17 protein-coding genes are annotated in these 22585 nt (G+C 68.5%); 5 read left to right on the plus strand and 12 right to left on the minus strand.

Annotated features, from left to right (window positions below; all coding sequences use genetic code 11):
- Positions 1-76 precede the first annotated feature (76 nt).
- The 5 genes from DDF62_RS11305 to galU all read right to left on the minus strand — a co-directional run bounded on the left by DDF62_RS11305 (position 77) and on the right by galU (position 7039).
- Positions 77-910 carry a coiled-coil domain-containing protein gene (locus DDF62_RS11305; protein ID WP_133244916.1) on the minus strand — a complete coding sequence of 278 codons (834 nt, stop codon included), beginning with the start codon at positions 908-910 and terminating at the stop codon, positions 77-79.
- The gene (locus DDF62_RS11310; RefSeq protein WP_133244917.1) at positions 900-2975 is read right to left on the minus strand and encodes a hypothetical protein; all 2076 of its coding nucleotides are present in this window, start codon (positions 2973-2975) and stop codon (positions 900-902) included. Before DDF62_RS11310 ends, DDF62_RS11305 begins: the two co-directional genes overlap by 11 nt.
- Positions 2976-3376: 401 nt before the next feature.
- The gene (locus tag DDF62_RS11315; RefSeq protein WP_165832235.1) at positions 3377-5548 is read right to left on the minus strand and encodes a glycosyltransferase; all 2172 of its coding nucleotides are present in this window, start codon (positions 5546-5548) and stop codon (positions 3377-3379) included.
- Positions 5549-5614: 66 nt separating this feature from the next.
- A complete protein-coding gene (locus DDF62_RS11320; RefSeq protein WP_116489212.1) occupies positions 5615-6043 on the minus strand; it encodes a hypothetical protein in 429 nt (142 codons plus the stop codon).
- A gap of 126 nt (positions 6044-6169) precedes the next feature.
- Entirely contained in the window at positions 6170-7039 is an 870-nt protein-coding gene (gene galU, locus DDF62_RS11325) for a UTP--glucose-1-phosphate uridylyltransferase GalU (RefSeq protein ID WP_116489213.1), read from the minus strand.
- A gap of 172 nt (positions 7040-7211) precedes the next feature.
- Between galU and DDF62_RS11330 the strand changes: the two genes are divergently transcribed.
- Positions 7212-7733, plus strand: a complete 522-nt coding sequence (locus DDF62_RS11330) for an FKBP-type peptidyl-prolyl cis-trans isomerase (protein WP_116489278.1) — start codon at positions 7212-7214, stop codon at positions 7731-7733.
- Between the two features lie 158 nt (positions 7734-7891).
- A complete protein-coding gene (locus DDF62_RS11335; protein WP_116489214.1) occupies positions 7892-10027 on the plus strand; it encodes a TonB-dependent receptor domain-containing protein in 2136 nt (711 codons plus the stop codon).
- Positions 10028-10088: 61 nt separating this feature from the next.
- Here the strand turns inward: DDF62_RS11335 and purU are convergent, their stop codons facing one another.
- On the minus strand, positions 10089-10931 hold the full coding sequence (gene purU / locus DDF62_RS11340; protein ID WP_116489215.1) for a formyltetrahydrofolate deformylase: 843 nt from the start codon (positions 10929-10931) through the stop codon (positions 10089-10091).
- A gap of 158 nt (positions 10932-11089) precedes the next feature.
- Here purU and argE point away from each other — a divergent pair, with 158 nt between their 5' ends.
- A complete protein-coding gene (argE, locus tag DDF62_RS11345; protein ID WP_116489216.1) occupies positions 11090-12268 on the plus strand; it encodes an acetylornithine deacetylase in 1179 nt (392 codons plus the stop codon).
- On the opposite strand, the gene DDF62_RS11350 is transcribed toward argE, so the two are convergent.
- Positions 12231-13253: a glycosyltransferase family 2 protein gene (locus DDF62_RS11350; RefSeq protein WP_116489217.1), complete on the minus strand. Its 1023-nt coding sequence runs from the start codon at positions 13251-13253 to the stop codon at positions 12231-12233. The two genes, argE and DDF62_RS11350, sit on opposite strands and share 38 nt — an antisense overlap.
- Before the next feature lie 69 nt (positions 13254-13322).
- Between DDF62_RS11350 and DDF62_RS11355 the strand changes: the two genes are divergently transcribed.
- Both DDF62_RS11355 and rfbC read left to right on the plus strand, forming a co-directional pair.
- Positions 13323-14558 (plus strand): glycosyltransferase family 4 protein, encoded by a 1236-nt coding sequence (locus tag DDF62_RS11355; RefSeq protein WP_116489218.1) that lies wholly within the window; start codon positions 13323-13325, stop codon positions 14556-14558.
- On the plus strand, positions 14558-15124 hold the full coding sequence (rfbC, locus tag DDF62_RS11360; protein WP_116489219.1) for a dTDP-4-dehydrorhamnose 3,5-epimerase: 567 nt from the start codon (positions 14558-14560) through the stop codon (positions 15122-15124). Before DDF62_RS11355 ends, rfbC begins: the two co-directional genes overlap by 1 nt.
- Here the strand turns inward: rfbC and queG are convergent.
- From queG to DDF62_RS11385, 5 genes are all read right to left on the minus strand, one after another.
- Positions 15112-16194 carry a tRNA epoxyqueuosine(34) reductase QueG gene (queG, locus tag DDF62_RS11365; protein ID WP_116489220.1) on the minus strand — a complete coding sequence of 361 codons (1083 nt, stop codon included), beginning with the start codon at positions 16192-16194 and terminating at the stop codon, positions 15112-15114. The two genes, rfbC and queG, sit on opposite strands and share 13 nt — an antisense overlap.
- Positions 16175-16861: an FtsZ-binding protein FzlA gene (gene fzlA, locus DDF62_RS11370; protein WP_116489221.1), complete on the minus strand. Its 687-nt coding sequence runs from the start codon at positions 16859-16861 to the stop codon at positions 16175-16177. Before fzlA ends, queG begins: the two co-directional genes overlap by 20 nt.
- A 229-nt stretch (positions 16862-17090) precedes the next feature.
- Entirely contained in the window at positions 17091-18545 is a 1455-nt protein-coding gene (rfaE1, locus tag DDF62_RS11375; protein ID WP_116489222.1) for a D-glycero-beta-D-manno-heptose-7-phosphate kinase, read from the minus strand.
- 206 nt (positions 18546-18751) lie between these two features.
- A complete protein-coding gene (locus DDF62_RS11380; protein ID WP_116489223.1) occupies positions 18752-19639 on the minus strand; it encodes a cation diffusion facilitator family transporter in 888 nt (295 codons plus the stop codon).
- A gap of 38 nt (positions 19640-19677) precedes the next feature.
- Positions 19678-22539 (minus strand): TonB-dependent receptor domain-containing protein, encoded by a 2862-nt coding sequence (locus DDF62_RS11385; RefSeq protein WP_116489224.1) that lies wholly within the window; start codon positions 22537-22539, stop codon positions 19678-19680.
- Between the last annotated feature and the right edge of the window lie 46 nt (positions 22540-22585).

Below are 22585 nucleotides of genomic sequence, written 5' to 3' on the forward strand. Positions count from 1 at the left end.
TGTCCCCCGTAGGGTTATTGTCGCCGGCCGTAAGCCAGCCTGGATCCGTTGGCGCCGTCGCCGGGTTCGCGGAAGCTTATTGCTTGACCTTGAACCTGATCAACAGCCTGCCCAGCAGGCGCACTGGCTTGCCGATCTTCCATGAGGTGGAGGCGTAGATCGCCGAGAGCGCGGCGGCATGCCGATCGTTGGCGTCGCGCTCGCGATGGATCGCCTCGTCCCTCTGGGCCTCCAGCTCCCGGACGACATTGCCGTGCTGGATCTGGATCGCGCCGATGGAGGGCGTTTCAACCACATGCGGGACTTCCACCACAACGGGCGCGGCCGGGGCGGCCCGCTCAGCGGAATAGGCCGTCATCCGCTCAGCCTCGGACGCCATGATCGCCAGAACGCCCTGGAGCTTTTCATCCAGAAGAGCGGCGTGGGCGTGCGCGGCGCGCAGTTCCTCGGCGTGCTGCTGGCTTCGCGCGTGTTCCTGCGCCAGGGCGGCTTCGGTCTCGGCGAGAGAGGCCGCGGCCGCCTGGAGCTGGGCGCGGAGCGCGCCGGCTTCGTGGTCGACGAAGCGAAGCCCCTGGAGGCGTTCGGTATGGTCGCTGATCTTGCGGATCTCGGCTTCGGTGACCGAGATCATGTCGCGCAGCTTGATCTCGAGCAGGCTCCGGGCCGCGGCTTGGGTTTCCGCATCGGCTTGGGCCGTTCCGAGCGCGGAGCTCAGGGTCAGGACCTGATCTTCCAGCGTGGCCTGGTTGGCGCGCGCTTCGTTCATCGCCGCGGTCGTGTCGAGCAGTTGGGCCTCGCCGGCCGCGAGTTCGTCGCGCAGCCGGCGCATGAGCAGCTCTTCGCCATCACCTTCGTCGGCGATCATTCGATCGAGCTCTGCTTCTTCCAGGGTGAGGTTCTCAGTCGTCATGACGCTGACCCACGAAGACCATCTCGAGGTCCGGATTGATGTAGCTGGCCGCGGTCGAGATGTTGCTGACGATATGGAAGAGGACGTTGCAGCGCGCGAGGGAGTAGCAGTCGGCGATCACCTCGGCCGCCATGGTCGAGGACCAGTTGGCCGGATCGGCGGCGGTCAGGTGCTGGATCTGGTGGCCTTCACGCATCTTGTCGTTGGTCGACAGGTTCGAGAACTGCTGGTCGTCGGCGATCGAGGTGCGCTTCACGTCGGTGTCGTAATGCAGGTAGTCGCCGAAGTGGTTGCGCATTTCCTCGATCGTCGAGTCCTGGTCGGTGGCCAGGAAGATCTGCGGGTTCTCGATGCCTTCGCGGCTGATGTATTCCTTGATCGCGCGGACATAGATCTCGATGTGCGACAGGCGCGCGCCGGGCTGCTCGATGGCGTGGCTCGGGTGGCGGATGTGCACGCCGATGCGGTGGCCGTCGCCCAGCATGTCGATGTTGCGATCGATGCGGGCCTGGATGGACGCCACCGGGCGCATGTATTCCGAGACCTTGGCGTGATACCAGCGCCGCCAGCGTTGGAACTCCGGCATCTGGTAGAGCCGGTAGGCGTGAACATAGGTCAGCCAGGGTTCACGCTTCTCGTTGAAGTCGTCGGCGATGTAGGCGCCGTCGTACATGGCGGCGGTGTCGTTGTAGACCGAGATGTCCTGGACGTCGGGCCCGGGCTCGAACAGGTGCAGCCAGCCGTTGCCTTCCTCGCGCGAGGCGTAGCAGAAGCTCGTGAACGCCGAGAGCCCGAAGTATTCCTGGATCGCCGAGGCGCGCCAGTCGGGAAGCACGACGCGCGAGGGATCGGCGTCCTTTTCCCAGACCAGATACGAGGCGTAGCGGTTGAACAGGGAGAAGAAGCCCCCGTCGTTGCCGATGACCACGACCTTGTTGCTGTTGTGGTTGACCAACTGGGGATTGCGCGCCGAGCGGCAGGCGCTGTCGCCGTAGAGGGCGTGGCAGCGCTCGTAGAAATAGCTGTCCGGCGTGGCCATGCCCAGGTCGTTCAGGGTGTCGGGGCCGCCGCGGACGCTGACGTTCGCGGGCGTGACGATCGCGCGATAGATTGGCTTGAGCGCCTCCACGGTCCAGGCGTGGGCGGCGTCGCGATTGGCCACGGCCTTGGCGGCGTAGTCGTACCGATTGTCGTACACGTCGCGCATGGCCGCGCGCACGTCGACCGCGTGCGGCACGTACTGCAGGCCGATGAAGCGCTCGTTGATCTGGGGATAGAGGGCGGGCACCGGGATTTCGGCCCGCACGAAGCGCACGGAGTCGATGCCCGCGAGATCCTGGTGAGCGAAATGGTCGGCGAGGATCTGGGGCTTGCCCAGAGCGACGGCTTCACGGGCCGGGATCGAATAGCCCTCGCCGCGCGCGATGTTGATCATGCAGTCGACGTCTTCGACAAAGCGCATGTAGGCGCCTTCGTCGACCTTGCCGCGCATGACCTCGATGTTGGTCCCGCGGTACTTCTGCGCGAACGCGGCGGCCTCATCCTCGGGCAGCAGGGAATAGGTCAGCTTCATCCGCAGCTGGACGTCGGGGTTGTCGAGGCCGAACGTCGCTTCGAAGGCGTCGGCGATCATGTGGACGTTCTTGCGGAAGTCGTAGGCGCCGACGACGCCGAACACGTAGGGCTGGCCCACCGGCTTGGGACGCGCGGTGAAGAAGGCCTTCATGTCCATCGCGATCGGCAGCGTGAAGATCGGCTTGGCGACGCCGCAGCTCTTGAGCACGGTCTGCAGGAAGCCGGCCGGCACGAAGGCCGCATCGAAGTGGGTGTTGATGATCTGCGTCCACTCCGGCGGTACTTGAGTGGAGTCGAAGACGGGATAGCAGTACTTCAGTCGCGCCGCCGGGCACTTTTCGTAGTTGCGGTCGCCGACCCCGTTCCAGAGCACGTCGCAGAAGATCGCGACATCGCCCGGTTCGGCGTGGCCTTCAGCGTCGGTGATCTTCTCTACCCAGGGATAGTGGACGTCGTCACCCGCCTCGGGCGCGCTGTTGATGAACCGCACGCGAACGTTCGGCGCGCCTTCCAAAGCTTTCAGCCAGGCGTGCGCTTGACGTCCGATCCCAGTGTAGGAGTTACCCTTACCAACGATTGTGACGGTAATCTTCGTTCTGGGCGCGCGCTCGAAGACCGATTTCAGAGAAACTTCGACCTTATCGGACATTTACATCTATCCCAGTACGTGCGTCGCCACTCGGGCCTGAATTAAGGGGGGCGAGCCGTGCGCGAGAAGGTGTTGACGCCGACATTGTCGACGAAAAACGACACTCCTCGTAACTCAAATCCGCTGGTCGAGCCTCCAACTCCTCGCCCCCTGTGAGGATATGGACTAACCCAAGTGCGGAGTAAACCGGCGCCCGCATTCCGCGGTTGAGCAGCGCCCCTCTACCCCATTCCCGGGGGAACTCATCCGGTCGAAGCCATTTCGCCCGGTCGACAGAAGATCAATTCGCAATCCGGATTCATGTACGAGACCGCGGTCGAGACGTTGGAAACGACGTGCAGCATCGACTGGCAGCGTGACAGCATGACCGCGTCGCGGATCACCTGACGCGCCAGGTCGGCCGACCAGGTGTCCACCGACGCGGCCATCAGGTGCTGGACCTGATGGCCCTGAACGCGTTGCAGTTCGGCCCCGCCGCCCATCAGCTTGGCGTCGTCCGCTTCCTTGGTGCGCTCGACGGAGGTGAACCAGCAGGCCCGGTCGCCGAACTCCTCGGCAAAGCGCCGCACGACGCTTTCCTGGTCGGTGGCGAGGAAGATCTTCCAGTCGGGCGCGCCCTTCTTCTCCAGTTGCTTGTCGCGGATCTGCGCCTTCAGCGCCTGGATGTAGCTCTCGGTGTGGGCCATGCCCTCGCCGGGTTGCTCGATGGCGTGGCTGGGGTGGCGCACATGCGCGCCCAACAGGACGCCGTCGGTCGGAAGGTCCGCGGCGAAGCGGTCGATTTCCGCGGCCAGTTCGGGATGAAGGCGGATGTGATCCCGATAGATGCGGTTGTAGTGCCGCCTGAAGTTACGGAACTGGGGCGTCTTGTAGAGGCGGTAGGCGTGCACGTAGGTGAGGGTCGGTTCCCTCGCCTCGTTGAACGGATAGTCCGGGCGCACCGCGTTGGCGTAGAGCAGGTCGCCGTCATTCATCTGCTCGACGGTGAGGTCGAAGACGGGCTCGAACAGCTGGGTCCAGGCGTTGCCGTCCTCGGGGCGGCCGTAGCAGAAGCTGGTGGCCGGAGCGCCGTTCTGTCGCTCCAGGAAGCGATTGACGTCCCAGTCGGGCAGGGTGCGATGGCAGCGCTCGTCCTTCAGGTCCCACGCCATGTGGCTGAAGTAGGTGTTGAAGAGCGAGAAGAACCCGCCGTCATGTGCCTGGATGACGCGCGCGCGCTTGTGGCTGAAGCCGCCCCTCGCCGCCAGCCCGCCGCGGATGGTGGTCTTGAAGGACGCCGGGATCGAGACATGCTCGGCCTGGGGAGCGTCGCGGCGGAATGCGCGGATGTCGGGCTCGAGCAGCTCGGCGACGGCGGTGGACATCCGGCTGAACGACAGGGCGCCGGCATAGGCCCGGCGCGCGGTTCGGGTCTCGTGGGCGCGGCCGCTCTCGACGAACTCCACGGCCCGCTTCAGCGTGGCGGCGGCGTCCTCGACGACCACGCCGCGCTGCTCGCCGAACACGCGGTTGTCGATCTCGACGTAGCGCGCCGGCAGCCGCAGCCGCGCGGGAGTGAGGAAGACGCCGGGAACGTCCGCCAGGTCGCTGTGGCCGCCGACGTCGGAAAGCGCCAGGACGGCGCCGGCCGAAAGGGCCTCGCGCGGGCCGATGGAATAGGCCTCGCCGCGCGAGAAGCTGGCGAAGACGTCGAAGGAGCTGATCAGGTCCGACTTGTCTTCGTCGGACAGGTTGTCCGTCGACACGACGACGTTGCGCAGCCCGAGGTCGGCGATCTGCCGCTTGAGGTTCTCGACCGTCCGCGAGAACGAAAGATTTGAATGCAGGACGAGTTCGACATCGTCGCGGTCGCCGAACGTCTGCGCGAAGGCGGAGACCAGGACGTCGGCGCCCTTGCGCGGATGGAAGGCGGCGATCGAGCCGATCCGGGTCTTGCCCCGCCATTCACGCGCGGGGCGACGCAGCAGCGGCTCGTTGTTGAGGGGCAGGGGGATGACGCTGACCGGAACGGTGACGCCGTTCTTCTCGAGGACGTCGCGCATGTGGGGGCTGGTCACGATGGCCCCGTCGAAACGCTCGTTGAGGATCCGCGTCCACTCGGGCGGCAGCAGGTCGGAGTCGAACACCACCAGCGCCAGTCGCAGGCCGTCCTGGGGCGTCAGCTCGTAATTGGTGTCGTACGCGCCGTTCCACAGGACATCGACGAAGATCGAGGCCTTGAGCGCCTGGCCCTTCCAGACCGGGATCTTGCGGCCGCTGGGCAGGACGACCTCGTCGCGATCGCGCAGTTCCGGCTCGGTGGGCAGAATGCAGACGGGGAAGTTGCGGGCCAGGAGTTCGCAATAGGCGTAGGTGTGGTGGCCAATTCCGACATCGAAGCGACAACGGCCGACGACGCAGATCTCTGCGTTCAAGTTGCTCTGCTGGACCATACCGGACCTGAAATCAAACGGGCTTAGACTAGAGGCGAGATCGACGGCCTAGGCGCGATCGGCGCGCAGACGAACAAGTTCGGCTTCGGCGGCGGCGGCCCGTTCCTCGGCGCGATTGACCCATGCTTCCAGGGAGCGAATGTAGGAGGCGTTCATCTCCACGGTTCGTTCGAGGGCGGCGAGCTTGCTTTGGACGTCGCTCATCGGCTCGCCCAGGCGCGGAAGCGCCTCGAGATAGGCGACCTGCCCCGCCAGCCCCTGGCGCTCGGCCGCCAGGTAGGCGCCGTGCCGCTCGCTCTCGAACAGTTCCTGCTGGTAGGCCTCGAGTTCGACCACCACGCGTCGCAGCTCGGCCTCGCTGCGGTCCGCCCGTGATTGCGCGGCCTTGAGGGCCGCGTCGAGATCGTTGTCCTTGCCGGCCGAGGTCTTGGCGGAGCGGCCGGCGGCGATCTTTGGATCGGAAGCGGGGTGGTTCATGAACTCCTCGACACTCGGTGCGGGTCCCGCCCAGGTTGAGCGCCTGGGCGCGATCGGACAGTGCTCGTGTCAGCACCTTTCGAGGTTCGGGGCAAGGCCTTAGCGAAAAGCTTGGCTGTTTGGCGACTACAGCAGCCCCGAAATCGCCTTCCGCGCCGCCTCGCCCAGGTCGGGGCGTTTCAACGCCAGGGCGACATTGGCCTTGAGCAGGCCGATCTTGTCGCCGCAGTCGTGGGTGTCGCCTTCGTAGACATAGGCGTGGAAGGCCTGGTCCTGCATCAGCTTGGCCATGGAGTCGGTCAGCTGGATCTCATTGCCGGCGCCCTTTTCCTGACTGGCCAGCAGGTCGAAGATCTCGGGCTGGAGGATGTAGCGGCCGGCGATGGCCCAGTTCGACGGGGCCGTGCCCTTGGGCGGCTTCTCGACCATGCCGCTCATGGTGGCCAGTCGCCCCTCGACCTTGCTGGGGGCGACGACGCCGTACTTGTGGGTCTCGCTCTCGGGCACTTCCTCGACGCCGATGACGTTGCCGCCGCCGACCTGGTCATAGACCTCGATCAGTTGGCTGAGCGCCGACTTCGGCGAGTCGACGATGACGTCGGGCAGCAGCACGGCGAAGGGCTCGTCGCCGATGATGTCGCGGGCGCACCACACGGCGTGGCCCAGACCCAGCGGAGCCATCTGGCGCACGAAGCTCATCTCGCCCGGCTTGGGCAGTTCGTCGCGCAGCTGCTTGAGGATCTCGAGCTTGCCCTTGGCCTCGAGCTGCATCTCCAGCTCGATCTGGTGATCGAAATAGTCCTCGATCGCGCCCTTGCTCCGACCCGTGACGAAGACGAAATGCTCGATGCCGGCGGCGCGGCCTTCCTCGACGATGTAGGACAGGATCGGCCGGTCCACGACGTTGAGGAGCTCCTTCGGCGTCGACTTTGTCCCGGGCAGAACGCGAGTGCCCAAGCCGGCGACGGGAAGGACAGCCTTGCGGACGGGTTTCATGAGCACCTCGTGTCTGTGTCTCGGATGGACAGAGTTCTAGAGCGCGCCCCCGGAGCGCGCCACCACCGTTGCGTGACAACGGTGTCGGGAATGCGTTCCAAGCACGGAATGATTGATGTTCGCGCCAGGCCTGCTAGCTCAGGACGCGGATTTGGCCATCGGAAACACTTTCATGCGCGCTCGGTTCCTTCTTCTCGCCGCCCTGGCCAGCGTTTCGCTGGCGGCCTGCGGTCCTTCCAAGGAAGACCTGGCCGCGCGGCAGGCGGCGATGTCGGCCGCCAAGACCGCCGGCGCCGACTTCCTGGCCAAGAACGCCAAGGAGCCGGGCGTCGTCACCCTGCCCAGCGGCCTGCAATACAAGGTGATCCGGTCGGGCCCGGAAACCGGCCTGCACCCGCGCCCGATCGACGAGGTCAAGGTCCACTACGAGGGCAAGCGTCTCGACGGCTTCGTGTTCGACAGCTCCTACGAGCGCGGCGTGCCCGCCTCGTTCCCGCTGCGCGGCCTGATCCCCGGCTGGATCGAGGCCATGCAGCTGATGCGTCCGGGCGACGAGTGGATGCTCTACGTGCCCGCTGACCTGGCCTATGGCGACAACCAGGCGGGAGCCGACATTCCGCCGGGCAGCACCCTGGTGTTCAAGATCGAACTGATCGACGTGCTGCGCAGCAAGTTGCAGGCTCCCAAGAGCTGATCTTCCGACGACTGACGAACCGGTCGGCGCGGGCGCTGTCTTGCGCTCGCGTTGCTGGCTGGTTTCAAATCGTGTCCAGGCGGTCAAACTGCTTGGTTTCCCGGGCTCACTGGGCTGATAGCGACAATCACTCGCAAGAAGCTTGGCTGGAGTTGGGGATGTCGCGCGTTACGTTTGCTTCCGTTCTGATGGGGTCCGCCGCGGCCATGGCCCTGTCGGGCGCGGCCCTGGCCGCCGAGCCCGCGCCGGACGCGGCCGACCTGGACGGCGTTGTCGTCACCGCCGCCGGCTTCGAGCAGAAGCTGGTCAACGCCCCGGCCAGCGTCACCGTCGTGCCGCGCGAGGAGCTGCAGGAGATGCGCGCGGCGAGCCTCGCCGAGGTGCTGACCAATGTCGAAGGCGTCGACGTCGGCTCGGCCGTGGGCAAGACCGGCGGCCTGAACATCAACATCCGCGGCATGGGCAGCGACTACACGCTGATCCTGATCGACGGCCGCCGCCAGAACACCGCCGGCAGCGTCACGCCCAACGGCTTTGGTGAAACCTCGACCAGCTTCCTGCCGCCGGTGGCGGCCATCGAGCGCATCGAGGTGGTGCGCGGCCCGGTCTCGACCCTCTACGGCTCGGACGCCATGGGCGGCGTGGTCAACATCATCACCCGCAAGGTCGGGACCAAGTGGAGCGGCACGGCCAGCCTGGACGGCACGCTGCAGGGCGACGACGAGTTCGGCAATCTCTACGGCGGCAATCTCTACGCCAACGGCCCGATCGTCCGCGATCTGCTGGGCCTGGCCGTGCGCGGCAGCTTCCTGAACCGCGAAGCCTCCAAGCTGACCTTCGAGAACGTGGGCGGCGTCGACGCGCCGATCACCGGCTTTGGCCGCAGCGCCACCAAGAGCGAACTGCGCACCATCGGCGCGCGCCTGACCCTGACGCCGCACGCCGACCACGACCTGTGGCTCGACATCGACGAGTCCACCCAGTGGTACGACAATTCGCAAGGCCAGATGGGCACCAACACCACGGCCGGCGGCTACGCCAACGCCCTGGAGTTCAACCGTCGCCAGATCGCCCTGGCCCACAACTGGCGCCTACCCTTTGGCCAGATCGAGAGCAACCTCTCGCAGGCCAAGACCGAGACCATCGGCCGGATCATCCCCAACGGCGTGGCCGGGGCCGGCGGCGCGCGTGACCTGGAATCGACCAACACCATCTTCGACACCAAGCTCTATTCGCGCTGGAAGAACCACACCTTCACCATCGGCGGCCAGTATTGGGACGCCGAGATGAAGGACGGCGTCGCGCCGCAGCCCTTCGTGCACGAGCAGTGGGCCGTGTTCGCCGAGGACGAGTGGCGCTTCACCGAAGGCCTGGCCCTGACCCTGGGCGCCCGCCACGACGACCACAGCGTGTTCGGCGGCCACTTCAGCCCGCGCGCCTACCTCGTCTGGAACGCCAACCAGAACTGGACCTTCAAGGGCGGGGTGAGCCAGGGCTTCAAGACCCCGCGCCTGGAGCAGCTGGCGTCCGGCATCATGGGTTTCGGCCAGCAGGGCCGCCTGCCGCTGCTGGGCTCGCCCGGCTTGCAGCCTGAAACCAGCACCAGCACCGAGGCCGGCGCCTACTACGACAACAAGGCCGGCTTCACCGCCAACGTCACGGTCTTCCACAACAAGTTCGAGGACAAGATCGCCTCGGGCCCGCCGGTGACCAACTGCGCCTTCGGCCTGACCCAGACGCAATACAATTCGGGCCAGGGCCGTCCGGCCGGCTGCGTCGACGTCGGCTTCTTCCCGAACGCGGCCACCTTCGCCCAGAGCATCAATATCGACGAGGCGGTGACGCAGGGCGTCGAGGCGGCCGCGCGCTGGCGCTTCGCCGACGACTGGACGCTGGGCCTGAACTACACCTTCACCGACAGCGAGCAGAAGAGCGGGGCCGAGGCCGGCCGCAAGCTGACCGATACGCCCGAGCACATGGTCAACGGCAATCTGCGCTGGCGGGTGACCGACCGGGTGAACGCCTGGGTGCGTGGCGAGTACCGCAGCGAACGCTATCGCGGCGAGGGTCCGGCCCGCGCCGCCCTGGGCGACTTCAAGGCCTACAGCCTGTTCCACCTGGGCGGGTCGTTCAAGGCGACCGAGGCGGTCACCCTGAACGCCACGATCTACAACCTGTTCAACAAGGACTTCGTGCGCCAGCTGCCCTACGGGACGCCGGTGGCCTATTCGCCTGAATACACCAACAACCAGGAGCCCCGCCGACTGTGGGTCTCGGTGCAGGTGGACTTCTAAAAGCAGAAGGGGCGGCTCTCGGGCCGCCCCTTTTTCGTTCCGCGTAGTTCCCGGCGCCGCCTCAGTCGGTGAACACCACCGTCTTGCGGCCGTTCAGCAGCACCCGATCCTCCAGCCGCCAGCGCAGGGCGCGGGCCAGGACGCGGCGTTCGATGTCTCGGCCCTTGCGGACCAGGTCCTCGGGCGTGTCGCGGTGGCTGATGCGCTCGACGTCCTGCTCGATGATCGGGCCCTCGTCGAGGTCGCCGGTCACGTAGTGGGCCGAGGCGCCGATCACCTTCACGCCGCGGGCGTGGGCCTGGTGGTAGGGCTTGGCGCCCTTGAAGCCCGGCAGGAACGAGTGGTGGATGTTGATGCAGCGGCCTTTCAGCTTGGCCGCCAGGCCGTCCGACAGCACCTGCATGTAGCGGGCCAGCACGACGATGTCGGTCTGCGTCTCCTGGATCAGCTTCCAGAGCGCGGCCTCCTGCTCGAACTTGGTCTCCTTGGTCACCGGCAGGTGATGGAAGGGCAGGCCCGACAGGTCGACGTGGGTGTAGGTCTCGGCGGGATGGTTGGCGACGATGGCGGTGACGTCCATCGGCAGCTCGCCGATGCGCCAGCGATAAACGAGGTCGGCCAGGCAGTGGTCGAACTTGCTGGCCAGGATCATCACCCGGTAGCGCTCGGCCGGGTCGCGCAGGGTCCAGCGCATCGAGAAGCCCTTGGCCAGGGTCTCGAACTCGCTGCGCAGGGCGGCGCGGTCGGCGCCGTCCGGATCGAAGACGACGCGCATGAAGAAGTCGCCCGTCTCCTGGTCGTCGAACTGCTGGGCGTCGAGGATGTTGCAGCCGCGCTCGAACAGGAAGGTCGAGACCTTGGCGACGATGCCGGGCTGGTCGGGGCAGGAGAGGGTCAGGATCATGGTCCGTCTCCTCTAAAGCTTGGCTCGGACGAAGAAAAGCCGTGGCGCAGCACGTTTCTTGCGCGCGGAGCGAGCTTTTCTCGGGCCGCTGCATGATCCTGCCCAGGGTGGTCCGCCCGGGCTTGGCGGGCCGGGGCGGCGCGGCCTAGGCTTGGCGGATGGTTTCCTCTCCCGAAGCGCTTTCCGCCCGCGCGGTCGACATCCTGGCCAGGCTGGTCTCGTTCGACACCACCTCGCGCGGCTCGAACCTGGCTCTGATCGAATGGGTCGAGGCCTATCTCTCGGACCTGGGCGTGGCCTCCCGGCGCGTGCCCAGCGCCGACGGGACGAAGAGCAACCTGATGGCCAGCATCGGCCCGGCCGTGGAGGGCGGGGTCGTGCTGTCGGGCCATACCGACGTCGTGCCGGTCGACGGCCAGCCGTGGTCGAGCGATCCCTGGACCCTGACCGAGCGCGACGGCCGCCTCTACGGCCGGGGAACCTGCGACATGAAGGGGTTTCTGGCCCTGGCCCTGGCCGCCGCGCCGGATCTGGCCGCCGCCGACCTCAAGCGTCCCGTCCACCTGGCCTTCTCCTATGACGAGGAAGTCGGCTGTCTCGGCGCGCCCGACATGATCGAGGTCATCGCCCGCGACCTGCCCAGGCCCGCCCTGGTGGTGGTCGGCGAGCCCACCGACATGGTCGCCGTCCAGGCCCACAAGGGCATCGCCAGCTACTGGGTGACGGTGACCGGGCGCGAGGCCCATTCCAGCCTGACCCACCTGGGCGTCTCGGCCAACATGGTCGCGGTGAAGCTGATGAGCCATCTGGTCGAGCTGTCCGAGCGGCTGGAGCGCCAGGCCGACCCGGCCTCGCCGTTCATGCCCAAGGGCGCGACCCTGACCATCGGCCAGGTCAACGGCGGTACGGCGGTCAACATCCTGGCCCGCCAGTGCGTCTTCGTCTTCGACCTGCGCACGCCGCCGGGGCTGGATCCGCAGGCCATCCTCGCCGACTTCTTCGCCCTGGCCGCCTCGCTGGACGCCGAGGTCAGGGCCAAGGCCCCGGAAGGCGGGGTCAAGGTCGAGGTGCGCTCGCTGACGCCGTCCTTCGCGCCGGAAGAGGACGGGGTCGCCGAGGCCTTCGCCCGCCGCATGGCCGGCGACAACGGCCCCGCCCGCGTGGCGCCCTACGCCGCCGAGGCCGGGCAGTTCCAGGGCGCGGGCTTCTCCACCGTCATCTGCGGTCCCGGCTCGATCGACCAGGCCCACCAGCCCGACGAATATGTCGAGGTCGCCCAGATGGAGCGCGGCGCCCAGTTCATGCGGCGCCTGATCGACGACCTCGCCATTGCCTGATGACGATCCGGCGGCCGAAGAAGGCCACCGGGTCCAGGGCCATGGCCCGCAGGATGTCGATCGTCGGCGCCTTGCGGGCGGCCTGGATCTCGCGCCGCGAGGCCAGGATCGGATCGAGGTCGGCCTTCACGAAGGCGGCCTTGAAGCCCTTCCACACCGGACCGGCGTCGCGCCGGCGCAGGTGCAGCAGGAAGAGGCCGCCGGTGACCGCGAAGTGCAGCGGCGCGCTCCACCACAGCATCGGCCCGGGCGTGTTCTTCAGGAAGGTCCACACGCGGTTTCGCGTGCCGTGGAACAGGGCGAAGTCCGAGCGCACCCCCAGCGTCGCCGAGCCGACGTGCTCGACCTTGGCGTCGGGCGCCAGCAGGGTCGGCTCGCCGTCGAGCCGCAGGCGATAGCCCAGGTCGACGTCCTCGCAATAGCAGAAGAACCGCTCGTCGAAGCCGCCCAGGCGCAGGAACAGGTCGCGGTCCAGCATCATCGCCGCGCCGCAGGCCGAGAACACCTCGCCCTCGAAGACCTTGGCCGAAGCCTTGCGGCGATAGCCGCCGCGGAAGGGAATGCCGGCCGAGGTCATGACGTCGCCGGCCCCGTCCATCAGTTCGGGCTCGTCGGCCACCAGCTGCAGCGAGGCGAAGCTGTTGACGTCTGGATGGCGCTCGGCGGCCGCCGCCAGCTTCTCCAGCCAGTCGGCATGCGGATAGGCGTCGGGGTTCAGCAGCACCAGCCAGCGGCCCTTGGCCTCCCGCGCCGCCAGGTTGTTGCCGGCCGCGAAGCCGGTGTTGGCGCCGGGCTCGATCAGCCGGATCGACGGATCGGCCTTCGCGGCGGCCTGCGGCGCGCCGTCGGTCGAGGCGTTGTCGACCAGCAGCACCTCGAAGTCGACAAAGGTCTGGGCGGCCAAGCCCGCCAGGCAGCGGGCCAGGGTCGGGCCGCTCTGGTAGGCGACGATGATGACGCTGAAAGCGGGGGAAACGATCGGCATGCCCAAATGCTTGGTTGAACGCGGCGCGACACTCGCTAACACAGGGGGCCCCGCAAAGGTACGGCGAAGGTGATCAAGCAGCTCAAGCGTCTTGTCTGGCGCGCCCTGCCCGGGGCGGCGCATGCGGTTTCCCTACGCCTGCCCTATGTCCGCGCCTATCTGTTCCATGGCTGGAAGCGTCGAGGCGTGCGCACCGCGCCGGCCGACGCGCCGGTGATCGTCGCGGGGTTTCAGGGCGCGGTCCTGGGCCTAGGCGAGGCGGTGCGCGGGCTGACGCGCGCGGTTCGGCTCACGGGGCGGCAGGTCGTCGCCTGGGACGTATCCGAACGGCTGGGGCATGCGCGCCGCCTGGACGAGGGGGATCCGGAGACCCCGGCCCAGGGAACGGGCGTGATGATCGTCCAGGTCAATCCGGTCGAACTGATCCACCTGATCTCCCAGACCCGGGGCGCGCCCTTCGCCGGGCGCCGCACGATCGGTTGCTGGGCCTGGGAGCTGCCGCGCATTCCCAAGGCCTGGAGGCCCGCCTTCCGCTATGTCGACGAGGTTTGGGCGCTGTCGGAGTTCGGGGCCGACGCGATACGCCGCGACGCGCCGCGGCGCGTGAAGGTCAGGGTCGCGCCGCTGACGGTCGAGGTCGACCCGCAGGCGCCTGACCGGGCGCGCTTTGGCCTGCCGCCCGAGGCGGTGGTGGTGCTGTGCGCCTTCGACTTCCGCTCGTCGTTCGCCCGCAAGAACCCGCTTGGCGCGCTGGAGGCCTTCCGCCGGGCGCGGGCCCTGACGCCGACGCCCGCCGTCCTGGTGTTCAAGACGGTCGGCTCCGAGGCCGCGCCCGAGGCCCTGGCGTCGCTGCGCCAGGCGATCGGAGACGCCGATGACGTGCGCCTGCTCGTCGAGCCGATGAGCCCGGCGGACAAGGACCGCCTGGTCGCCAGTTGCGACATCCTGCTGTCGTTGCATCGCGCCGAGGGGTTTGGCCTGTTCCCGGCCGAGGCCATGGCGGCCGGCAAGGCGGTGGTCGCCACCGGATGGTCGGGCAATCTCGACTTCATGGACGAGGACAGCGCCGTCCTGGCGCCCGTCAGGCTGGTGGCCGTCGAAGACGCCCAGGGCGTCTATGCCGACGGGCAGTGGGCCGATCCCGACCTCGATTTCGCCGCTCGCGCCCTGGCGCGGCTGATCGACGATCCGATCGAGCGCGGGGCGTTGGGCGAGCGCGCCCGACGGGCGATCGCCGCGCGGCTTTCGCTGCCGGCCGTCGCCGCGCTGGTCGACGATGCGCTGAACAACAAGGACGCCGCGTGATGCAGATCACCCCCCTGGCCATTCCCGACGTCCTGCTGATCGCGCCCGTCCGCCACGGCGACGAGCGCGGCTGGTTCTCCGAGACCTTCCGCCAGTCGGCGCTGGAGGAGGCCGGCTTCACGGGCGGCGCCTTCGTGCAGGACAATCACGTGCGCTCGACCACGCGCGGCGTCGTGCGCGGCCTGCACTACCAGAAGCCGCCGCACGGCCAGGCCAAGCTGCTGCGCTGCGTGCGCGGCGCGATCTTCGACGTGGCGGTGGACATCCGCGCGGGCTCGCCCACCTACGGTCAGTGGGTCGGCGCCGAGCTTTCGGCCGACAACGCCCTGCAGCTGCTGGTGCCGGAAGGGTTCGCCCACGGCTACTGCACCCTGACCGACGAGTGCGAGGTGCTCTACAAGGTCACCGGCTACTACGCGCCCCAGGCCGAAGGCACGCTGCGCTTCGACGATCCGGCCATCGGCGTCGACTGGACCATCCCGGGCGCCGACCTGACCGTCAACGCCCGCGACGCCGCCGCGCCGCTGCTGGCCGACCTGGCCAGCCCCTACGTCTACGAGGCCTGAGCCGGCGCCAGTCGCGCCGCCGCCCAGTCGGCGGCGTCGCGGACGGTCTCGTCGGGGTCGCTCCGCAGCGGCTCGACCACGGCCATCAACGCGCGATCGCCGCTGTTGCCGATGGCGTAGAGCACGTTGCGCACGAAGCGGTCGCGACCGATGCGCTTGATCGGGCTCTTGCTGAACAGGGCCCGGAACGACGGATCGTCCAGCACGGCCAGCTGCGCCAGCGACGGGGTCTTCAGGGTCTCGCGGGCGTGGAACTTGGCCTCGGCCGACAGGCTGGCGAACTTATTCCACGGGCAGGCGGCCAGGCAGTCGTCGCAGCCGTAGATGCGGTTGCCCAGCAGGGGGCGGAACTCGTCCGGGATCGGGCCGGCAAGCTCGATGGTCAGGTACGAGATGCAGCGCCGCGCATCCAGCCGGTGCGGCGCGGGGAAGGCGTTCGTCGGGCAGATGTCCAGGCACGCCCGGCACGAGCCGCAGCGGTCGAACTCGGCCTCGTCGGCCGGCAGGTCCAGAGTCGTCAGCACGCTGCCCAGGAACAGCCACGAGCCGAACTGGCGCGAGACGAGGTTGGTGTGCTTGCCCTGCCAGCCCAGGCCCGCGCGTTGGGCCAGCGGCTTTTCCATCAGGGGCGCGGTGTCGACGAACACCTTCACGTCGTTTCCCCAGCGGCGGTGCATCCAGCCGGCCAGCTGCTTGAGGCGCTTCTTGACCACGTCGTGATAGTCGTCGCCCTGGGCGTAGACGCTGATGGCGGCGCGGTCGCGATGCTCCAGCTGGGTCAGCGGATCGATGTCGGGGCCGTAGTTGACGCCCAGCACCACCGCGCTCTTCGCCTCGGTCCACATGGCGGTAGGGTGGCTGCGCCGCTCGAGCGTCTCCTCCATCCAGCCCATGGCGCCGTGCAGGCCCTCGGCCACGAACTGGCGCAGCCACTCGCCATTGGGCCAGGCGTCGGCGGCCGACGCGAAGCCGCAGGCGTCGAAGCCCAGCGCGAGGGCTTCGCGGCGGATCTCGTCCCGAATAGCCAGAAGGCGATCTTGGGGCGTCAGGTCAGAAGTCGAGGTCGTCATAGTGCGCGGCCGGCGCGAGGCCGGGCCAGCGATCGGCCAGGATGGGCCTGAAGCACGGCCTCGATTTCAGCTTCATGTACCAGGTGCGGACCGCGGGGAAGTCCTTCCACGGCACGTCGCCGAAATAGTCGATGACGGAAAGATGCGCCGCGCCGGCGAAGTCGCCGAGGCTCATGCGGCGCCCGGCCAGCCAGTCGCGCTGCTGCAACAGGCTTTCCATGTAGCCCAGGTGGTCACGCAGGGCGTCGCGGCCCCGGCGCAGCGAACCGAGATCCGGCGCGCCCATCCGCAGCAGGCGCTTTTCCATCTTCTCGTGCAGCAGGAAGCCGTTGACCTCGTTGTCGAACTTGCGGTCGAACCACTGCATCAGGCGCCGCGCCTCGGCGCGCTCGCCGGCCTCGCGGCCCAGCAGGGCGGGTTCGGGCTCCTGTTCCTCGATGTGTTCGAGGATGGCGCGGCTTTCGCAGATCACGGCGGTGCGCTGGTGGCGGGTCTCGACCAGCACCGGCGTCAGGCCCGACGGGTTCAGCGCCGTGAACTCCGGCGGCGACTCCCAATAGCGCACCTGGACCTCGGAGAACGCCACCCGCTTTTCGCCCAGCGCGAGGCGCACCTGGCGCGAGGCCGGGTCCAACGGGAAATGGTGAAGAGTGCGTTCGACGCTCATGCCCACATGCGTTCAGGCTGCATCGTCTGATCGATGCGCCGCTTTGCTTAACAAGATATTGCCGGGCAAGGACTATTGAGCCGAATGAGCGTTTTTGGAACCTCCCCCCGTGGGGGAGGCGGCCAAAGGCCGGTGGGGGGAAGTTTTCAGCCGCCGTGTCCTTGGCGGGTTTCGCAGAAACGCCCCCACCGATCGCTACGCGATCTCCTCCCCCAGAGGGGGAGGTTCCTCAAGGCGTATTCGCCCGTGCGATCAGCGCCGTCGTGCTCTGGCCCGCCTTCAGGTCGGCCAGCACCACGCGGCCGCCATTGGCCAGCACCACGTCCGAGCCGACCACGGTCTCTACCGTGTAGTCGGCGCCCTTGACCAGCACGTCCGGCTTGATGGCGGTGATCAGCTCCAGCGGGGTGTCCTCGTCGAACAGGGTGACCAGATCGACGGCCGACAGCGAGGCCAGCACCGCGGCGCGGGCGTCTTCCTTCTGCACCGGGCGGGTCGGGCCCTTCAGGCGCTGGACCGAGGCGTCGGTGTTGAGGCCCAGCACCAGGCGGTCGCAGGCGGCTTTCGCCTGAGCCAGAAGCGAGACGTGGCCGGGGTGCAGCAAATCAAAGCAGCCGTTGGTGAAGCCGACCTTCAGGCCGCGCGCGCGCCAGCCGGCGACGATCTCGAGCATCCGGTCGCGGGCGGCGATCTTTTCCTGGCCGGGATCGCCGTGGGCGCCGGCCAGCACCGCCTTCAGCTCGGCGGCGGTGACGACGTCGGTGCCCAGCTTGGCGACCACCAGGCCGGCGGCGGCGTTGGCCAGGCGCGCGGCGGCGGGCAGGTCCGCCCCGGCGGCCAGCGACAGGGCCAGGGTGGCGGCCACGGTGTCGCCCGCGCCCGAGACGTCGAACACCTCCAGGGCGCTGGCCGGCAGGTGCACATGGGCCGCGCCGCGCTGCGACAGGGTCATGCCGGCCGCGCCGCGGGTGACCAGGGCGGCGGACAGGTTGGGGGCGGCGGAAAGGATCGCCTCGCCGGCGGCCTCGGCGGCTTCGTCGCCCGCGCCCGTCACGCCCGTGGCCTCGGCGGCCTCGCGGCGGTTGGGCTTGATCACCGTCGCGCCGTCATAGCGGGCGAGGTCGCGGCTCTTGGGGTCGACGATCACCGGCTTGCCGGCGGCGCGGGCGGCGGCGATGGCGGCCGCCAGGACGTCGGGCGTCAGCACGCCCTTGGCGTAGTCGGACAGCACCACGACGTCGGCGGCGGCCAGGGCCTTCTCGAAGGCCGCCAGCACCAGGGCGGCGTCGGCGGGGTGGCGGTCCTCGCGGTCGGCGCGCAGCATCTGGTGCGAGGCGGCGACATAGCGGGTCTTCTCGGTGGTGCGGCGCGATGGATCGACGGCCAGGGCGCTGTCCAGGCCCGGCTCGCGCTCGACCAGGGCGGCCACCGCGCGGCCGGCGTCGTCGTCGCCGACCAGCCCGGCCAGCACCGCCCGCCCGCCGAGCGCGGCGACGTTGCGGGCCACGTTGCCGGCCCCGCCCAGCATGGTCGTCTCACGCTCGATGGCGATCACCGCCACCGGCGCCTCGGGCGAGATGCGGTCGACCGCGCCATAGACGAACCGGTCGAGCATGACGTCGCCCAGCACCAGCACGGTCTTGCCGGAAAAGGCGTCGGGCAGGCGGGCCAGGGTGTCGTCCATGGAAGGGGGGCTCGTCGATGGGGGGAAGGCCGCTAATTGGGCGCATCAGGCGGAGAGGGCAAGAGGGCGGCGAAGATCCTCCCCCTCTGGGGGAGGTGGCCCGAAGGGCCGGAGGGGGGACGTTTTCAGCTTTCAGGACGCCGGCCGTTTCATCAGCCACACCCCCTCCGTCGGCTTTGCCGACACCTCCCCCAGAGGGGGAGGATCTATCTGCGTGGATCGGGATGCAGCAGCACGTCGGCCGTCGGGAAGGCGGCCTTCACCCGGGCCTCGGCGGCGGTCATGATCGCGTGGGCTTCCGCCAGGCTCTGGCCGGCGGCGAGGTCCATGTGGCCTTGGACGTGGATGTGCGGGCCGGCCGCGCGGGTGCGCAGCTGGTGGACGCCGCCGATGCGCGGATCGTCGACCAGCAGGGCCAGGATCCGTTCGCGCTCCTCGACGGGCAGCTCGTGGTCCATCAATTGGTCTGCGGCCTGGCGCAGCACCCCGACCGCGCCCCACAGCAGCCAGGCGGCGACCACCAGGCCGGCGGCGGCGTCGACCCAGGTCCAGTCCAGCAGGGCCACGGCGGCCAGGCCGACCAGGGTGACGGCGTTGGAGGCCAGGTCGGCGGCGTAGTGGGCGTGGTCGCCGGCCACGGCCACCGAGCGCGTGCGGGCCATCACCGCGGCCTGGGCGCGGATCAGGGCCAGGGTCAGGGCGATGGAGACGACCATTACGCCCACGCCCCAGATCCCGTGCTCCACCGGTTTCGGGTTCAGCAGGCCGCCGATCGCCTCGCGCCCGATCAGGGCGGCCGAGGCGAAAACGAGGCCCGCCTGGATCAGGCTGGAGAAGGCCTCGGCCTTGCCGTGGCCGAAGCGGTGCTCGGCGTCGGGCGGCTCGGCCGCGTAGCGCACGGCGAAGAAGGTGATCAGCGAGGCGACGAGATCGAGGCCCGAGTCCGCCAGCGAGGCCAGCATGGCCAGCGAGCCGCTGGCGATCCAGGCCCCGCCCTTGATGACGATCAGTATGGCGGCCGTGCCCACCGACAGGGTGGTGATCCGGCGGGTGAGGGCCTGATGCTCGGCGGCGGAGGCGGCGGGCGCGGTCATGCTTCAAGCAGTAGCACGACCGCGCCCAAGTTCAGCCCCTACTGCCGATAGGTCAGGCGGAAGTAGAAGTAGCGCCCCGGCGCGTCATAGGCGTTGGGGTCGAAGTTGTTGAGGCCGCAGCTGATGCAGCCCGGCGGGTCCTTGTCGAACAGGTTGTTGACGCCGAAGGCCACCGCGGTGGTCTCGCCCAGGAAGTCGGGCTTCCAGCGTAGCTGGGCGTCGACATAGGTGCGCGAGGCCAGCTTGGCGTCGGCGGCTTGCGTCTCCTTGATCGACGACAGGTAGCGGGCCGAGGCGCTGGCGCCCCAGTTCTTCCAGTCCCAGTCGACGGTGAAGGTCGACTTGGTCTTCGGATAGGCCTGGTCGGGACTGCCGCGCTCGGTGCCCTCGCGCGGGATCTCGGTGAAGCCGGTGGCCGTCGGCACGATCTCGGTGAACTCCAGCAGGAAGGTCGAGTACGACCGCACCGCCAGACGTCCGAAGCTGTAGTCCGGCGAGGTCCACAGCAGGTTCAGGTCGATGGCCCGGGTCTGGATGCCGCCGATGTTGATCAGCGGGTTGGTGATCGCCGCCACCTGGCCCGAGGCCGTGCGGGTGATGGTTGAGCAGGCCAGGGCGTCGGCCAGTTCGGCGCAGCGCGACAGCAGGCTTTCCCCCGACAGCGCCTGGATCGCCGAGTCCAGCTCGATGTCGGAGTAGGCCAGTTCGATCGAGCCGCCGCTGGCCCAGCTGGCCTCCTTCAGCGCTTTGGGCTCCCAGACGACGCTGAAGTTCTTGCTCTCGCTGGTCTCGGGCTTCAGGGCGTCGTTGCCGCTGGTGATCACCGACAGCTGCGGATTGAGCTGCACGTAGGCGCCGCTGGCCGGTACGCCGGCGGCGACGCAGTTGGCCCGCACCGTCGCGCTGGCCGGGGTTCCGCCCGACAGGCCCAGCATGTCCGAGCAGGGGTCGGTGATCTCCTGGTCGAAGCGCGAGGCCGCGCCATAGAGCTCGCCGATCGACGGGGCCCGGAAGCCCTGGCCCCAGGAGGCGCGCACCAGCACGTCCTCTGTCGGCCGCCAGTTGAGGCCGGCCTTGTAGATCGAGTCAGAGCCCGACGTGGAATAGTCGAACCAGCGCCCGGCGCCCGAGATTTCCAGCCGGTGGATCAGCGGAAGGTCGGCCAGCAGCGGGGCGCGCAGTTCGAGATAGGCCTCGTCGACCTTGATCTTGCCCCTGGCCGGTTGGGCTGGGATGTCCGACGACAGGCCCGCCGCGACGATGGCGTCGGGCTGGAAGTAGCCCTTGGTCTCGCGGTGCTCATAGCCGGCGGCGAAGGCCAGCGGGCCGGCCGGCAGTTCGAACAAGTCGCCGGTCAGGTTGGCGGTGAAGTCGTGCAGCTCCTGCTGCGAGACGTCCTGCTGGGTGAAGCCGATGAAGTCCAGCATCGCCGGGGTGATCGAGCCGACGCCGCCGAAGATGTTCAGCGGCACGCACGAGCCGGTGCAGCCCGAGACCGGCCCCAGGGCCTGCTGCACGCGCTGGGCGTTGATGTTGCCGGTGAAGCTCTGTTCGGCGTGGTTGCGCGAGGCGGTGTAGCCGACGTCCCAGTACCAGCGGCGCGAACCCACGGCCCAGTCGCCCGACAGGGTGGCGTTGACGTTCCAGGTGTCGACGGTCTGGGCGTAGTGGCGCGGCCCGGCCTCGATCATCCGCTGGCCGACGAAGGCGTAGGTGCCGCTGGTCAGGGTGAAGCCGAACGGGTTGTAGGGGTTGGTGGCGTCGATCGAGATGGTGTCGAGCAGGTTGCCGTTGCCGGCGTCGGGGCCGACGAACAGCGGGATCGGGGCGGCCTGGTTGGCCGATTTGCGCTGCACGTAGCTGCCGCGCACCTTCAGCTTGATGCTGTCGGTGAAGTCGTGGGTCACCGCGCCGAACAGGCTGACCCGTTCCGACGGGGTGACGATGTAGTTGTAGGGCTGGAAGTTGAAGCGGTCGGCGTCGCCGGCGAAGTTGCGGAAGCTGCTGCCCGCGCCGGTCGGATCCAGCGGCGTGTAGGTGGGCCGCACCCCGGCGGCCAGGGCCGCCTTCAGGGTCAGGTCCATGTCGCGGCCGGTATTGGGGTCGCTGACGATGAACCGGCCCAGCGGCGTGCCCGACGAACAGCCGCCCGACAGGCACGAGGTCCCGTAGGGGCTGGGATAGAGCGAGATGTCGCGGTCGGCCGACAGCACGCTCTTCTGCTTGAAGTAGCCGCCGCCGACCACGATGCTGGTCTTGCCCTCCGAGGCTCCCCACGAGACGTTGTAGTCCTGCGAGAAGCCGTCGCCCTCGCCGTAGCCGCCGACCTGGGCCGACAGTTCCAGGCCCTGCTGGCGGTCGCGGGTAATGATGTTGATGACCCCGGCGATGGCGTCCGAGCCGTAGATCGGCGAGGCCCCCTCCTGCAGGATCTCGACATTGCGGATCATGGCGCTGGGGATGGTGTTGAGGTCCACGGCCCCCGGCACGCCCGAGGCCGAGGCCCCGCTGACCCAGCGCTGGCCGTCGACCAGCACCAGCGCCCGGCGCGAGCCCAGGTAGCGCAGGTCGATCTCGGCCGAGCCGGCGCCCACGCCGCCGCCGTCGGGCGGATTGCCGAAGTTGCCTGAGTTGTTGAACTTGGAATTGAGGCCGCCGCCGGCGGCCGGCACGCGCTGCAGCACGTCGACGATCGAGGTCAGGCCGGTCTTGGCGATCGCCTCCTGGTCGATCTGGAAGACGGTCTGGGTCTTGTCGAGCGGACTGACGCGGATGCGCGAGCCGGTGACCACGACGCCCTCGACGTCGGTGTCGGTCGGGGTCTGGGCGTGGGCCGCCAGCGGCGCGGCCGCGACGGAGGTCAGGAAGAGCGAAAGGAGTCCTTGGCCGATGCGGTTCATGCCGTCCCTCTTGCTGCGACATCCGTATGGTCAAGGTTGAACTACG

It is taken from the genome of Caulobacter radicis, from assembly GCF_003094615.1.
Lineage (GTDB): Bacteria > Pseudomonadota > Alphaproteobacteria > Caulobacterales > Caulobacteraceae > Caulobacter > Caulobacter radicis.

What these genes read in the sequence shown, in the direction of transcription:
- DDF62_RS11305 (WP_133244916.1), bottom strand. Translation starts at nt 910, where the DNA reads ATGACGACTGAGAACCTCACCCTGGAAGAAGCAGAGCTCGATCGAATG.
- DDF62_RS11320 (WP_116489212.1), bottom strand. Translation starts at nt 6,043, where the DNA reads ATGAACCACCCCGCTTCCGATCCAAAGATCGCCGCCGGCCGCTCCGCC.
- galU (WP_116489213.1), bottom strand. Translation starts at nt 7,039, where the DNA reads ATGAAACCCGTCCGCAAGGCTGTCCTTCCCGTCGCCGGCTTGGGCACT.
- DDF62_RS11330 (WP_116489278.1), top strand. Translation starts at nt 7,212, where the DNA reads ATGCGCGCTCGGTTCCTTCTTCTCGCCGCCCTGGCCAGCGTTTCGCTG.
- DDF62_RS11335 (WP_116489214.1), top strand. Translation starts at nt 7,892, where the DNA reads ATGTCGCGCGTTACGTTTGCTTCCGTTCTGATGGGGTCCGCCGCGGCC.
- purU (WP_116489215.1), bottom strand. Translation starts at nt 10,931, where the DNA reads ATGATCCTGACCCTCTCCTGCCCCGACCAGCCCGGCATCGTCGCCAAG.
- argE (WP_116489216.1), top strand. Translation starts at nt 11,090, where the DNA reads ATGGTTTCCTCTCCCGAAGCGCTTTCCGCCCGCGCGGTCGACATCCTG.
- DDF62_RS11350 (WP_116489217.1), bottom strand. Translation starts at nt 13,253, where the DNA reads ATGCCGATCGTTTCCCCCGCTTTCAGCGTCATCATCGTCGCCTACCAG.
- rfbC (WP_116489219.1), top strand. Translation starts at nt 14,558, where the DNA reads ATGCAGATCACCCCCCTGGCCATTCCCGACGTCCTGCTGATCGCGCCC.
- queG (WP_116489220.1), bottom strand. Translation starts at nt 16,194, where the DNA reads ATGACGACCTCGACTTCTGACCTGACGCCCCAAGATCGCCTTCTGGCT.
- fzlA (WP_116489221.1), bottom strand. Translation starts at nt 16,861, where the DNA reads ATGAGCGTCGAACGCACTCTTCACCATTTCCCGTTGGACCCGGCCTCG.
- rfaE1 (WP_116489222.1), bottom strand. Translation starts at nt 18,545, where the DNA reads ATGGACGACACCCTGGCCCGCCTGCCCGACGCCTTTTCCGGCAAGACC.
- DDF62_RS11380 (WP_116489223.1), bottom strand. Translation starts at nt 19,639, where the DNA reads ATGACCGCGCCCGCCGCCTCCGCCGCCGAGCATCAGGCCCTCACCCGC.
- DDF62_RS11385 (WP_116489224.1), bottom strand. Translation starts at nt 22,539, where the DNA reads ATGAACCGCATCGGCCAAGGACTCCTTTCGCTCTTCCTGACCTCCGTC.